Origin of the sequence: Cohnella cellulosilytica (assembly GCF_042431195.1) — a bacterium.
GTDB lineage: Bacteria > Bacillota > Bacilli > Paenibacillales > Paenibacillaceae > Cohnella > Cohnella cellulosilytica.
Map to the genome: position 1 here is coordinate 328,869 of NZ_JBHMDN010000007.1, position 13,632 is coordinate 342,500.

Below are 13,632 nucleotides of genomic sequence, written 5' to 3' on the forward strand. Positions count from 1 at the left end.
TCATCGTCGGCCGCGCGGCCCTCCTCCTCTACCCGAATATCGCAAACAACGCAACCGCAACTTAAAGGCGCTGTTACCGTCAGGTACAACCTCGTCCATGCACGACGAGGCTGTGCCTTTTTCATTTTCCAAACCGAGGAGAGATAGCCATGCTGCGCGAAGCGATCTACCATCGTCCGAAACAAAACTGGGCCTACGCCTACGACAACAAAACCGTTCACTTAAGAGTCCGCACGAAAAGAGGCGAGGCGGACGAAGCCTGCGTCATCGCCGGAGACAAGTACGCCTGGAAGCAGACGCGCGACGTCGTCCCGATGAAGCTGCTCGCGTCCGACGAGCTGTTCGATTACTGGGAGGCCGAGGTCGTTCCTCCTCTGCGCCGATTGAAGTACGGCTTCTGCTTCCGTTCCGGAGACGAGCGATTATACATGTCGGAGAAAGGCTTTTCCCCCGTCGAGCCGGACAACTACCTGACTTTGTTCGAATTTCCTTTCTTGAATCCGGCCGACGTGTTCGTGCCTCCCGCCTGGGTGAAGGACGCGGTGTTTTATCAGATTTTCCCGGAACGGTTCGCGAACGGCGATCCGTCCCTGAATCCCGAGGGTACGCTGCCCTGGGGCGGCGCTCCGACTCCGACGAACTTCTTCGGCGGCGATCTGCAGGGCGTTCTCGAGCGTCTGGACCATTTGAGCGCGCTGGGAGTCAACGCCATCTACTTTAACCCGCTGTTCGAGGCGACGACCAATCATAAATACGACACGAAGGACTATTTGAAGGTCGATCCCCGATTCGGCACGAACGAAAAGCTCAAGGAGCTCGTGGACGCCTGCCACGCCCGGGGAATCCGGGTGATGCTGGACGCCGTGTTTAACCATTCGGGCAAGGAGTTTCCGCCGTTCGTCGACGTGCTGGAGAAAGGAGCCGAGTCTCCGTATGCCGGCTGGTTCCACGTGCGCGACTTTCCCCTGCGGGTGGAGAACAGGGTCCCGACATATGATACGTTCGGCTTCGAGCCGATCATGCCCAAGCTGAACACGGAAAACGCCGAGGTCAAACGCTACCTGCTCGACGTGGCCCGGTATTGGATCGAGGAGGTCGGCATCGACGGCTGGCGGCTGGACGTGGCCAACGAAGTGGATCACGCGTTCTGGAGGGAGCTTCGCGCGGTCGTCAAAGGACTGAACCCCGAAGCTTATATTCTCGGAGAAATCTGGCACGACTCGATCTCGTGGCTCCAGGGAGACCAGTTCGACGCGGTCATGAATTATCCGGTCACGGAAGCCGCGCTGGATTTTTTCGCCCGCGGCAAAACCGGACCGGCGCAATTCGCCGATGTGATCGGCAGCCAGCTGGCGGCTTATCCGCGGCAGGCCGCCGAAGCGGCGTTTAACCTGCTGGGAAGCCACGACACCCCGCGGCTGCTCACCGTCTGCGGAGGGGACGAGCGCCGCGTGAAGCTGGCCACGCTGTTTCAGCTGACCTACCCGGGCGCCGCATGCATCTATTACGGCGACGAAGTCGGGATGGCCGGCGGCGGCGATCCCGACTGCCGGGGATGCATGGTGTGGGAAACGGACAAGCAAAACCGCGAGTTGTTCGCGTTCTTCGCCGCGGCGATCCGGCTTCGCCAGGACCACGAAGCGCTGCGGAGCGCAGGCTTCAGGTTCCTGGCCGCCGACGGCGGGCTTCTGGCGTACGAGCGGCTGGCCACAGACGGCTCGGAGCGCTTCGTCGTCGCGATGAACGTCTCGGAGCGGCCGATCGACGCCGTCCTCCCCGTCGATCCGGAAGACCGCCGGACTCCAGACCCCACGGCGGCCTGGAGTCCGATCTTCGGCGATGCTCCGGCGGAAGCGGACGGCGGCCTCCTGAAGGCGAAGCTGCCGCCTTTCGGGTATTGCGTCTGGCGCCGTCAGACTATTTTTACGACTCCTGCCACATTGCTGTAAAGCTTGTTGTATTCGCGGAGAAAATCCGCAATGCTTTTTCTTTCCATTCTCTGGGGATTCACGATGTCGGAATAATACACAACGCCGTCAATGATGGCCTCCAGCAGCAGGACATGACCGTACTGCCTTTCCTCGGGCGTGGCGCCGTAGCTCTTTTCGAATGAAACGACTACATTTTCCACCACCGGGCCGTACGCCCTGACCGCGTCTTCGATCGTTCCGAATTTTTGCTGCCGCTTCGCCGAGTCGGGAGAATACTTGTGCCACCGATTTCCGTTCAAGTCGTAATCCTGCGTAAATTGATAGGCATATCCCGTTTTCTCCTTGATTCGGCCGTAGGTCAGGTAGGTGCAATTTACGTAGGCGCTGCCCTCATACCAATCCTGGAACTTCGTATATTGGGAATAATCCCGATTCAGCCCGTTCGCCACGAGACGATCGTAAACGGCTTTTATTTCCTCTTTGGACGTTTTGTTATTCGGAGCGCCGACGTTCCCGTTGACAGCCTGAACGGCGAACAACTGAGAATCGAGGCCGCGAAACGGGCTTATCGTCAGCTGCGGGCCGTCCTTCTTCACCTCCGCGCTCGTAATCGCGAGATCCGGATTGGAAGCCAGCGCGAAGTAGAAGTATCCGCTGCTTTCTTTCATGTAAAAATGCTGCGCCGGCGGATCGTTGGCGTCGAACACCTGCAGCTTCATGCCGGACACGATCGGCTTTCCGTCGCGCTTGACATCGATCACCCTGCCGTAACCGCCCGCGCTGGACAGGAGACGAAGGCGCACCTTGCCGTCGCCGACCGGATCGATCCGGAACTGCTGGGTGCTGTGGCCCGTGTGCGGCCAGCTGTTGACCGTTACGCCGTTGCGATCCGCGCCCGCGTCGTTCTCCGCCCGGATATTCACGTTGATGGAAGTCCCCTTAAACGTTAAGTATACCGTCTGATTTTCGAACCGCTGTGCGTCCGGCTGGGCAGATTGCGCCGGTTGGATCGGCTGGGCGGGCGGAGCCGGCTGCAGCGGTTGAACCGGCTCGGCCGGCTGAACGGGCGGAGTCTCGGGACGAACCGCCGTTCCGTACCTTGCCAGATTATACGTTTCATCGACGATGTCCGAATCGTCCATTACCGCCTTAATGGATGCGGTGTAGCGCAGCAGTTCCTTTCGCAGCTTGGAATGGAACAGCGTGATAATCCACGAATTGGCGTGGTTTTCAATCGTTGAGATGTGCTGGTTCAGCAGCGGCCGATGATTCAGGAGCGAGCGCAGCAGAGCCAGTTTCTCCTCCGGCACCGAATTGGCGGTTCCGCGATCGCTCTTGCCAAGACGATAAGCGGCGTCGATCGCGCCCTGCTGCCCAATCTGGAGTTGAATGGCCAAGTCGCGAATCGCTTCGGACTTCTGGTCGTGCACGAAAATCAGATCGCTCAGGGCATTGCCCAGATCGGTAAAAGCATAGCTGCTTGCAAGGAAGGTGTTCCACACCGCTTCGATTTGCGCAGCGGCGGGCAGCTTGTTGCCCCGCATAAGCGCTTCAATCGTATCGCCGTCAAGCTCCGTTACCACGCCTTCTCCGAGCTTTGCGAAGTATTCGAGCAAGTTCAAGGCAATGGCGTCGAGCTCGTCAAACGTTTCCGAATCGGCGGCATACAGCTGCGAGCCCGCCGCCTCGTACGCCGCGGCAGTTCCCGGCACGCTGAATCCGAAGGCGATCAAGCCGGCCATGATCATGGAAAGCCATCTTTTCATTCCGCAGCCTCCTCTATTTGAAATGCTTTGCGCAACCTCTACTCCTCGTATCTTTCGTTCGTTACGATGGAGATCGCGTGTGCCGCGCTATCCCGTCGAATGGCAAAATCCATCATTTTCGCAATGTCCCGCAGCTTAAAATAACTGTTGTTGCCGATGGTATACGCGGTTATGCTGATCGTCCTGCCATCCAGAGTCAGCGTGGCCGCTGCGGGCGTGACAACGACCTTCTTCCGATTTTTCTCCGGCAGCATTTCTTTTCCCGTGGCGGTATACCGCTCTCCGCTCAGCAGTCCGATGGCTTGCGCCCGACTGTCCCACGTAATCTCGAATTGCTTGTCCGTTCCGTTCAGGGCAAAGGCCAAATCCCTCAGCTTGAAGTAATTGTTGTTCAAAATCTCATACCCGTCAAAATTGACTTTTTTACCGTCTATCGTCATGGACGAGCGCACCGGAGTCGCGGAGATGGCGATGTTGGAGAGGACGGTCAGTTTATAATCCAGGCTGCTGTATTTATAAGGATACCGATCGTAGTAATTCACTTTGACATAATAATCTCCCGCGGCCGCTCTCAGCTTGTTGCCCAGACTCTTATAGAGACCTGTCGTGGTGCTTTTGTCGGTATCGTATCGGAACTTCTCAAGCGAAGACACGACGCCGCGCGAATCACTTTTTAACACCTCCACCTCGTACGAGCCGGCAATCGGGAATTCGAATTGCACTTGCAGGTTTGCCGATTGGGGCAGCGATATTTTGTAATAGTCCAAGTCGGATTTGGATTCCAGGTTGCCTGTCACTTTGGCATTCCATAAAATCGGAGTCGCATTGCCAATCGAGCCGTTGGGCTGCTTTTCGTAGTCGCTGCCGGGTTCGGGTTTGTATTCGGCCACCAGAGCGTAATCCCGGCTGCTGTATTTGTAGGGGTATCGGTCGTAATAGTTCACTTTAAGATAATAATCCCCCGCGGCCAATCTTAGCTTGCTGGCCCACTGCGTATACAACCCTGTCGTAGATTGCTCGCTCGTATCGAAAACAACCTTCTGCCTGGAGGACAGCACGCCCGCGGCATCCTGCTCGAACACTTCGACCTCATAGCTTCCGGCAATGGGAAAATTAAATTCCACTTGCAGACTGCCCGGTTGGAGCAGAGCTATTTTATAGTAATCGACATCCAACGTAGATTCGAGATTGCCCGTAACTTTGGAGCTTAGCGCGATTGGAGTGGCGAGATCGGTCGATCCGTTGGGCTGTTTTTCGTAATCGTTTCCCGGCTCGGCTGTATACTCCGCCGTTAGTATGTAATCCTCGCTGCTATATTTATAGGGATACCTGTCGTAGAAATTCACTTTAATCAAATAATCTCCCGCCGCTACCCGCAGTTTGTTCGCCCACAACGTATAGCTCCCGGTTACGGTTTCCTTGTCCGTCGTAAAGGCAACGCTCTGCAGCGTGGATAACGTGCCGTCCGCATCGCTCTTCTGAACTTCAACCTCAAAGCCCCCCGCAATCGGAAAATCGAACTTGATCTGCAGACTCCCCGGCTGCGGCAGCGTGATCTTAAACGAATCCGCGTCGCTCTTCGATTCCAGATTGTCCACGACAGGCACATTCGGTGAAATTCCCGTATTCGTACCCGCGGAAGCTGCGTGGGGCACGAGGAAGAACGCACCTAACACGATTAGGGCATACCACATACGCTTCATCTCGGCAGACCTCTCCTTCTGGTAGTAGCGCGGCAATTTTCTCTTCATAATTTCCTCCCGATTTCTTTGTATTTAAGTTGGTTAAATCATACAATTAAACCGCGGCCGCGGGCATTCATTTGTAATAAGTCATATTCTTTTTGTAACAAGCCATTTTTTCCTTGGAACGCAAAAAAGACAGGAAAACCGATGAAGGCTTTTCCTGTCCTTTTGCTGCTTGGCTTGCTGTATCGCTTGCTGTGCAGTTCGCTTATTTCAGGTTGCTAAGGTTGTAGAACGCCGATTTGCCGCCGTATTTCGCCGTGGAGCCGAGGCGGTCTTCGATGCGGAGCAATTGGTTGTACTTCGCCACGCGGTCCGTACGGGACGGAGCGCCGGTCTTGATCTGGCCGGCGTTCGTCGCCACGGCGATGTCGGCGATCGTGCTGTCTTCGGATTCGCCGGAGCGGTGGGAGATCACGGCCGTGTAGCCGGCGCGCTTCGCCATCTCGATCGCGTCGAACGTCTCGGTCAAGGAACCGATTTGGTTGACTTTAACGAGGATGGAGTTGCCTACGCCCTTCTCGATGCCGTCGGCCAGACGCTCGGTGTTCGTAACGAACAGGTCGTCGCCCACCAGCTGGACTTTGCCGCCCAGCTTCTCGGTCAGCAGCTTCCAGCCTTCCCAATCGTCTTCGGAGCAGCCGTCTTCGATCGAGATGATCGGATATTTTTCTACCCAGCTGGCGAGCAGGTCAACGAACTCGGCTGGCGTGAAGGACTTGCCTTCGCCTTCGAGGTGGTATTTACCATCTTTGAAGAACTCCGTGGAAGCCACGTCCATGCCCAGGAAAATTTCTTCGCCGGCTTTGTAACCCGCCTTCTCGATCGCTTCGAGAATGGTGGACAGCGCTTCTTCGTTGGAGCCGAGGTTCGGAGCGAAGCCGCCTTCGTCGCCGACTGCCGTGTTCAGGCCTTTCGCTTTCAATACGCCTTTCAGAGCGTGGAAGATTTCCGCGCCCGCGCGCAGAGCTTCGGAGAACGTCGGCAGGCCGATCGGCAGCACCATGAACTCTTGCACGTCGATGTTGTTGTCCGCGTGCTCGCCGCCGTTGACGATGTTCATCATCGGTACAGGCAGCGTTTTGGCGTTAAATCCGCCCAGGTAATTATACAGAGGAACGTCAAGCGCGTCGGCAGCCGCGCGAGCGACAGCCATCGATACCGCGAGGATCGCGTTGGCGCCCAGGTTCGCCTTGTTCGGCGTACCGTCGAGCTGGATCATTTTGCTGTCGATCTCGACTTGGTCCAGCGCATCGTAGCCGATAATTTCCGGAGCGATGACCGTGTTTACGTTCTCTACGGCTTTCAGAACGCCCTTGCCCAGGTAACGGCCTTTGTCGCCGTCGCGAAGCTCGACCGCTTCGTATGCGCCGGTAGAGGCGCCGGACGGAACGATGGCATGGCCTTTGGCTCCGGATTCCAGTTGTACTTCGACTTCGACGGTCGGATTGCCGCGAGAGTCCAGCACTTCGCGTGCGTAAACGTCAGTAATGATCGTCATGAGTAGAACACTCCTTCGGTAGGTTTATTTGCGTTGCGGTTAGACAATCAAGGATTTGCCCGTCATCTGCTCCGGCTTCGGAAGCTGCATCAGCGTCAGCAGCGTCGGAGCGACGTCAGCCAGAATGCCGCCATCGCGAATCGCGAGACCGGCTTGGGTCACGATGCAAGGAACGATGTTGGTCGTGTGCGCCGTAAAAGGCCGGTCGTTGTCGTCCAGCACCATGTCCGCGTTGCCGTGGTCGGCGATGATGACGCAGACGCCGCCTTTGGCCGTCACCGCGTTGACGACGCGTCCGAGGCATTCGTCGGTCGCTTCCACCGCTTTGATCGTCGGCTCCAGCATGCCCGAGTGGCCGACCATGTCCGGATTCGCGAAGTTCAGGATGATCGCGTCGTGCTTGTCGTCGGCAATCTCCTTCTCCAGCGCCTCCGTTACTTCGTAGATGCTCATCTCCGGCTTCAGGTCGTAGGTGGCGACCTTCGGCGAATTGATAAGAACCCGGGTCTCGCCCTCCAGCACATGGTCCCGTCCGCCGCTGAAGAAGAACGTGACGTGCGGATACTTCTCCGTTTCGGCGATTCTGAGCTGCTTTTTCCCGTGTTGAACGAGTACCTCGCCAAATGTATTATCCAACTCTTTAGGCTTATACGCAACCAGGCCGCCTACGGTTTCCGCGAACAGCGTCATGCACACGAAATAGAGATTCTTCGGGAAACCCGGGCCGCGGTCGAAACCGCGAAAATCCTCGTTCGTGAACACGTTCGACAGTTGAATCGCACGGTCGGGGCGGAAGTTGAAGAAAATGACCGAGTCCTCGGACTCCACCAGGCCGTGCGGCTTGCCGTCCGCTCCGACGATCACCGTCGGCACGAAAAACTCGTCGTATACGCCCTGCTCGTAAGAAGCTTGGACCGCGGCGATCGGATCGATGGCCACAGGGCCTTCGCCGTATACCATCGCGCGATACGATTTCTCCACGCGATCCCACCGCTTGTCGCGGTCCATCGCGTAGTAGCGTCCTTGCAGCGTGGCAATGCGGCCGACTCCGAGCTCTTCGATCTTGCCCTGCAGTTGAGTGAGATAGCCGACCGCGCTGTCGGGAGCGACGTCGCGGCCGTCGAGGAAGCCGTGGATATAGACTTCTTGAAGACCTTCGCGCTTCGCCAAGTCAAGCAAAGCGAACAGATGGTCGATGTGGCTGTGAACCCCGCCGTCGGACAGCAGGCCGTACAGGTGCAGCTTCTTCCCGTTCGCCTTCGCGTGGCGTACGGCACCGACCAGCGTCGCGTTCTCGAAGAAATCCTGATCGCGAATCGACTTGGAAATGCGGGTCAGGTCCTGGTACACGATGCGGCCCGAGCCGATGTTCAGGTGGCCGACCTCGGAGTTGCCCATCTGGCCCTCCGGCAGGCCGACCGCTTCCCCGCTCGCCGTCAGCGTCGTATGCGGGAACGTGCTCCAATACTTATCGAAATTCGGCTTGTTCGCTTGAGCGACGGCGTTGCCGTGCTTATTTTCGCGAAGTCCGAAACCGTCCAAAATAATTAACGCAACCGGTTTGGGTGCCGTCATCTTATTTCGCTCCTTCGACCAACGCCACGTAGGAGTCCGGCTCCAGGCTGGCGCCGCCGACCAACGCGCCGTCGATATCGGATTGGCCGAGGTACTCGGCTACCGTGTTCGGCTTAACGCTGCCGCCGTATTGGATGCGAACCTTCTCCGCGGCTTCCGCGCCGAATTGCTTCGCCACGACGCCGCGAATGTAGGAGATCGTCTCGTTCGCTTCCGCGGACGTGGACGATTTGCCCGTGCCGATCGCCCAGATCGGCTCGTAAGCGATGACGGCCGCCGCGACCTGCTCGGCCGACAGCCCGGTCAGCGCGCCTTCGGTCTGCACGCGCACGACTTCGTTCGTCGAGCCGGCTTCGCGCTCCTCCAGCTTCTCGCCGACGCATACGATCGGCACCAGGCCGTGACGGAATGCCGCGTGGGCTTTCTTGTTCACGATCTCGTCCGTCTCGCCGAAATATTGACGGCGCTCGGAGTGGCCGATAATGACGTAATCGATGCCGAGGTCCTTCAGCATAGCGCCGCTGATCTCGCCCGTGTAAGCGCCGCTGTCTTCGAAGTGCAGGTTTTGCGCGCCGACCTTGATCGTCGTGCCCTTAACCGCTTCGACCAGCGCAGGAAGCGCCGTGAACGGAGCGCAGATAACGCTCTCCACGCCGGCAACCTCCGCTTTGCCTTTTACTTCGGCCGCGAAGGAAGCTGCCTCGCCCGCTGTCTTGAACATTTTCCAGTTGCCCGCGATAATCGGTGTTCTGCTCATCCTTGTCACCTCTATTTGTCGTTAAGTGCTACGACGCCCGGAAGCGCCTTGCCTTCCATGAACTCCAGAGAAGCGCCGCCGCCCGTGGAGATGTGGTTCATTTTGTCGGCCAGATGGAATTTCTCCGTCGCCGCCGCGGAGTCGCCGCCGCCGATCACGGTGTAAGCGTCCGAGTCCGCGCAAGCTTGCGCCACCTCGCGAGTACCGTGTGCGAAATCATCCACTTCGAATACGCCCATCGGTCCGTTCCAGAGAACCAGCTTGGAGTTTTTGATGACTTCCGCGTAGATTTTACGCGTTTTCGGACCGATATCGACGCCTTCCTTGTTGGCCGGGATACCGTCGATGCCGACAATATCCATGTTAACGGCCGATTTAAAATCTTCGGATACCACGATATCGACCGGGAGATAGAAGTTTTTGCCGAGCTTCTTCGCTTTCTCGATGAACTCGAGCGTCAGGTCCAGCTTGGAATCGTCGCACAGCGACAAGCCGATCTCATTGCCTTGCGCCTTCAGGAACGTGTAAGAGAGACCTCCGCCGATGAGGATGTTGTCCGCGATCTCGATCATTTTGTTGATGACGTCGATCTTGTCCTTCACCTTGGAGCCGCCGACGATGGCCGTGAACGGACGCTCCGGGTTGTTCAGCGCTTTGCCGAGGACGTCAAGCTCCTTCTCCATCAGCAAACCCGAAACCGCAGGAATGTGGTGCGCGATGCCTTCCGTCGACGCATGCGCGCGGTGAGCCGCTCCGAAAGCGTCGTTGACGAACAGATCGGCCAGCGCGGCCAGCGACTTCGCCAGCTCGGCGTCGTTCTTCTCTTCTCCCGCTTCGAACCGAACGTTTTCCAGCAGCAGCACGTCTCCGTCCTTCAGCTCGTCAACCTTCGCTTGCACCGACGCTCCGACCACTTCGTCGGCCTTCGCTACCGGCTTGCCCAGCAGCTCGGACAGGCGCGCCGCGACCGGCGTCAAGCGCAGCCCGTCGACGACTTGACCGTTCGGACGGCCCAGGTGGCTCGCCAGAATAACTTTTGCGCCCCTCTCGATCAAGAATTTGATCGTAGGCAGCGTCTCGCGGATGCGCGTGTCGTCCGTGATCGCTCCGTTTTCCAGCGGCACGTTGAAATCAACGCGCACGAACACTTTCTTCCCTGCAACCTCTACGTCTCTTACGCTTTTTTTGTTCAAGGGTCGAACCTCCTCAGATGGCTGTCTATCTCCTTGCGCAAAGCTAGGCTCCTGTAGGGAGCCCGCCTTGTTTTTGTATCTATCTTTCCACGAAGGGAAGCTCTGCTTTTGATCCGGGTTCCCGAGCGGCGTAGTCATTGCGTGGGGAACCCCGGCCGTTGACCTTAGGTTTCCGAGCGGCGCAGTCAGCGCGTGGGGAACCCCGGCCCTTGACCTCGGTTTCCAAGCGGCGCAGTCAGCGCGTGGGAAACCCCAGCCTTTGACCTTAGGTTCCCGAGCCGCGCAGTCAGTGCGTGGGGAACCCCGGCCCTTGACCTCGGTTTCCAAGCGGCGCAGTCAGCGCGCAGGGAACCCCGGCCGTTGACCTTAGGTTTCCAAGCGGCGCAGTCAGCGCGTAGGAAACCCCAGCCTTTGACCTTAGGTTCCCGAGCGGCGCAGTCAGCGCGCAGGGAACCCCGGCTCTCAAGCCTTCTCTCCTCAAGAAGCGCAGTCATGCGCAGAGGAGAGCCGCCTTCCCTTCCGGCCCGCGGCCGCACATCCCGCTCGATAGTTAAGCGTAGTCCCGGGTTTGCAGAGCAAATCCGGGACGCAGCGATCCAAGCAGGCCGTTCCCTCCCCCGTCCTCTGCCGCTCAACCGACAGCGCCGGGTGTCCAGAGGGCGGAGCCCTCTGGAGTCCCCCTTCGGGAAGGGGGATTTAGGGGGATGCCGCACTCTGATTTAGGAGGTTGGTTAACTTATAGGCCCTTGCTTGCAATATAAGCAGCCAAATCAACGACGCGGTTGGAATAGCCCCACTCGTTGTCGTACCAGGAAATCACTTTAACCATGTTGCCTTCGACGACCATCGTGTTCAGCGCATCGATCGTGGAGGAAGCAGGGTCGCCGTTGTAGTCGCTGGATACGAGCGGCTCTTCGGAGTAGTTCATGATGCCTTTCAACGGACCTTCGGAAGCAGCTTTCAGAGCCGCGTTCACTTCTTCGACCGTAACGTTGACTTTCAGCTCGGCCACGAGGTCCGTAACGGATACGTTAGGCGTAGGAACGCGCATCGACATGCCGTTCAGCTTGCCTTTCAGCTCAGGCAATACGAGAGCAACGGCTTTGGCAGCGCCCGTGGAAGAAGGAATGATGTTCTCTGCGGCAGCGCGGGCGCGGCGCAGGTCCTTGTGAGGCAGATCCAATACTTGCTGGTCGTTCGTGTAGGAGTGGATCGTGTTCATCATGCCCTTGACGATGCCGAACTTGTCGTTCAGAACTTTCGCGAACGGAGCCAGGCAGTTCGTCGTACAGGATGCGTTGGAGATGATCGTGTGCGAAGCTGCGTCGTACTTGTCTTGGTTAACGCCCATAACGATCGTGATGTCTTCGTTCGTAGCCGGAGCGGAGATGATAACTTTCTTCGCGCCGCCTTTCAGGTGAAGCTCGGCTTTGTCTTTCGCTGTGAAAATACCCGTGGATTCAACGACGATCTCGACGCCTACGGAAGACCAAGGCAGGTTGCCCGGATCGCGCTCCGCGAATACTTTAACCGTCTTGCCGTTAACGATCAGCGCGCCTTCGCCGACTTCAACCGTTCCGTCCAATTTGCCGTGCGTCGTATCGTATTTCAGAAGGTGAGCAAGCGTGTTAACGTCCGTGAGGTCGTTGATCGCGACAATTTCCACTTCAGGGTTGTTCAGAGCCGCGCGGAACACGTTGCGTCCGATACGTCCAAATCCGTTAATGCCCACTTTTACTGCTGCCATGTTGATTTCCTCCTTGGATTGGAAAAAATGATTTGATGCTATATCAAGGCGCTAAGCGCCGAGACCGCTGTCTCAGAGGTCGTTCGACCGATGCCGGAGTCGGACTTGCGGAACATTCGCTATAAGTAAGGATTACCCGAATTCCCGGCTTTAAGCTCGCGATCGGTTAAATATGCCGCAGCGCTTCCCTGGCCGCCGCTTCGTCCGTCACAAGCACATCGTCGTGGCCGAAGCGCATCACGGACGCGATCGCCTCTCCCTTGCTCTTGCCTCCGGCGATGCCGATCACCATTTCCGCCGCTTCGATATCGTCGAGCCGGAGTCCGGCCGTAGCCATGCGGTGAACGACCCTGCCGTGACGGTCGAAGTAATACCCGAAGGCTTCCGCCAACGCTCCGTCCTTCACCAGCTCGTCTATCGTCCCGTCCACAAGCTTGCGGCGTCTGGCCATCGTAACTGCGTCCCCGATCCCGTGAACGACAATTCGCGCCCCCCGGATCATGTCGACCACTTCCCTGACGTTCGGCTCCTGCATGATCGTCTGATAAGCCTCTTCGCTCAGATGGTCCGGAACGTGCAGCATTCTGTAGCGCGCGCCGGCCCGCTTGGCCAGCTCCGAAGCGATCGTGTTGGCCTGGTAGTCGACGCTCTCTCCGAGCCCGCCTCTTGCCGGGACGAACCAGTTCTCCTTCATCTGGGAAAGCGCGGAAAACTGCTTGGCCATCTGCGCCATCGTCGAGCCGCCCATGACGGCGACCACGTCGCCCGAGGAGAGACTTTCGCGAAGAACGCGGCCGCCCGCCCTGCCCAGCTCCGCCTTGACGTGATCGGATTCGTCCGAATCGCCCGGAACGACGATCACCCGCTTCAGCCCGAAAGCCTCGCGAACCTCGTCCTCCAGATCCGACAAGCCGAACAGTTCCTTAACGATCGGCTCCATGTCTTCCACCAGCTGCCTGCCGTCGGAGCTCAACGTCATGCCTGTCGTCGCCGTATCCAGCAGCCCTTGGGACTTGAGCAGCTCCAGCTCCGAACGAAGCACCCGCTCCGTCATCCCCAGGCTGGTCGCCAGCGTGCGCCGACCGATCGAGCCCTCGAGATAAATCCGGTGCAAAATGTCGTACCTCGTCTCCATTACCCGGAGCAGGTCCGGAAGCAGCTTCTTCTGTATATCGATAATTTTTCGCATTCTTCCGCCTATCCTCCTGAGACCGAACGGTCATCGTCGGCAACGATGCGAAGCTTCCGTTGGACATAAAACGTCCCGCCACATCAATTTAAGTCCCACCTATATCTTAGCTAATTTTCGCGCTTGTTGCAAGAGTCGTTCCGCATAATATCCCCGCGAAAAATCTCCTCCATGTCCCGAACACGGGAAAGCCTTGAGCGGCCTGCCCCCCTCCAACCCTCCGCGCGC

At 58.0% G+C, this 13,632-nt stretch carries 9 protein-coding genes; 1 reads left to right on the forward strand and 8 read right to left on the reverse strand.

Annotated features, from left to right (window positions below):
- The first annotated feature begins 149 nt into the window (after positions 1-149).
- Entirely contained in the window at positions 150-1,949 is a 1,800-nt protein-coding gene (locus tag ACFFT4_RS04545; protein WP_378045422.1) for an alpha-glycosidase, read from the forward strand.
- Here ACFFT4_RS04545 and ACFFT4_RS04550 read toward each other — a convergent pair.
- The 8 genes from ACFFT4_RS04550 to ACFFT4_RS04585 form a co-directional block, all read right to left on the reverse strand.
- Positions 1,913-3,697, reverse strand: coding sequence for an RICIN domain-containing protein (locus ACFFT4_RS04550; RefSeq protein WP_378045424.1), 1,785 nt, complete (start codon positions 3,695-3,697; stop codon positions 1,913-1,915). The genes ACFFT4_RS04545 and ACFFT4_RS04550 overlap by 37 nt on opposite strands.
- A 38-nt stretch (positions 3,698-3,735) precedes the next feature.
- Positions 3,736-5,448, reverse strand: coding sequence for a hypothetical protein (locus ACFFT4_RS04555; protein WP_378045426.1), 1,713 nt, complete (start codon positions 5,446-5,448; stop codon positions 3,736-3,738).
- 202 nt (positions 5,449-5,650) lie between these two features.
- Positions 5,651-6,943, reverse strand: coding sequence for a phosphopyruvate hydratase (gene eno, locus ACFFT4_RS04560; RefSeq protein WP_378045428.1), 1,293 nt, complete (start codon positions 6,941-6,943; stop codon positions 5,651-5,653).
- A 39-nt stretch (positions 6,944-6,982) separates the two neighbouring features.
- Positions 6,983-8,518 (reverse strand): 2,3-bisphosphoglycerate-independent phosphoglycerate mutase, encoded by a 1,536-nt coding sequence (gene gpmI / locus ACFFT4_RS04565; RefSeq protein ID WP_378045429.1) that lies wholly within the window; start codon positions 8,516-8,518, stop codon positions 6,983-6,985.
- Position 8,519: 1 nt separating this feature from the next.
- Positions 8,520-9,275, reverse strand: coding sequence for a triose-phosphate isomerase (gene tpiA / locus ACFFT4_RS04570; RefSeq protein ID WP_378045430.1), 756 nt, complete (start codon positions 9,273-9,275; stop codon positions 8,520-8,522).
- Positions 9,276-9,286: 11 nt separating this feature from the next.
- Positions 9,287-10,468 carry a phosphoglycerate kinase gene (locus ACFFT4_RS04575; protein WP_378045432.1) on the reverse strand — a complete coding sequence of 394 codons (1,182 nt, stop codon included), beginning with the start codon at positions 10,466-10,468 and terminating at the stop codon, positions 9,287-9,289.
- 736 nt (positions 10,469-11,204) lie between these two features.
- Positions 11,205-12,215 (reverse strand): type I glyceraldehyde-3-phosphate dehydrogenase, encoded by a 1,011-nt coding sequence (gene gap, locus ACFFT4_RS04580; RefSeq protein ID WP_378045434.1) that lies wholly within the window; start codon positions 12,213-12,215, stop codon positions 11,205-11,207.
- 166 nt (positions 12,216-12,381) lie between these two features.
- The gene (locus ACFFT4_RS04585) at positions 12,382-13,404 is read right to left on the reverse strand and encodes a sugar-binding transcriptional regulator (RefSeq protein ID WP_378045435.1); all 1,023 of its coding nucleotides are present in this window, start codon (positions 13,402-13,404) and stop codon (positions 12,382-12,384) included.
- Positions 13,405-13,632 lie beyond the last annotated feature (228 nt).

Excerpts from the sequence above, each read along its gene's own strand:
- eno (WP_378045428.1), bottom strand. The coding sequence starts at position 6,943 with ATGACGATCATTACTGACGTTTACGCACGCGAAGTGCTGGACTCTCGC.
- tpiA (WP_378045430.1), bottom strand. The coding sequence starts at position 9,275 with ATGAGCAGAACACCGATTATCGCGGGCAACTGGAAAATGTTCAAGACA.
- ACFFT4_RS04545 (WP_378045422.1), top strand. The coding sequence starts at position 150 with ATGCTGCGCGAAGCGATCTACCATCGTCCGAAACAAAACTGGGCCTAC.
- gap (WP_378045434.1), bottom strand. The coding sequence starts at position 12,215 with ATGGCAGCAGTAAAAGTGGGCATTAACGGATTTGGACGTATCGGACGC.
- ACFFT4_RS04555 (WP_378045426.1), bottom strand. The coding sequence starts at position 5,448 with ATGAAGAGAAAATTGCCGCGCTACTACCAGAAGGAGAGGTCTGCCGAG.
- ACFFT4_RS04585 (WP_378045435.1), bottom strand. The coding sequence starts at position 13,404 with ATGCGAAAAATTATCGATATACAGAAGAAGCTGCTTCCGGACCTGCTC.
- ACFFT4_RS04550 (WP_378045424.1), bottom strand. The coding sequence starts at position 3,697 with ATGAAAAGATGGCTTTCCATGATCATGGCCGGCTTGATCGCCTTCGGA.
- gpmI (WP_378045429.1), bottom strand. The coding sequence starts at position 8,518 with ATGACGGCACCCAAACCGGTTGCGTTAATTATTTTGGACGGTTTCGGA.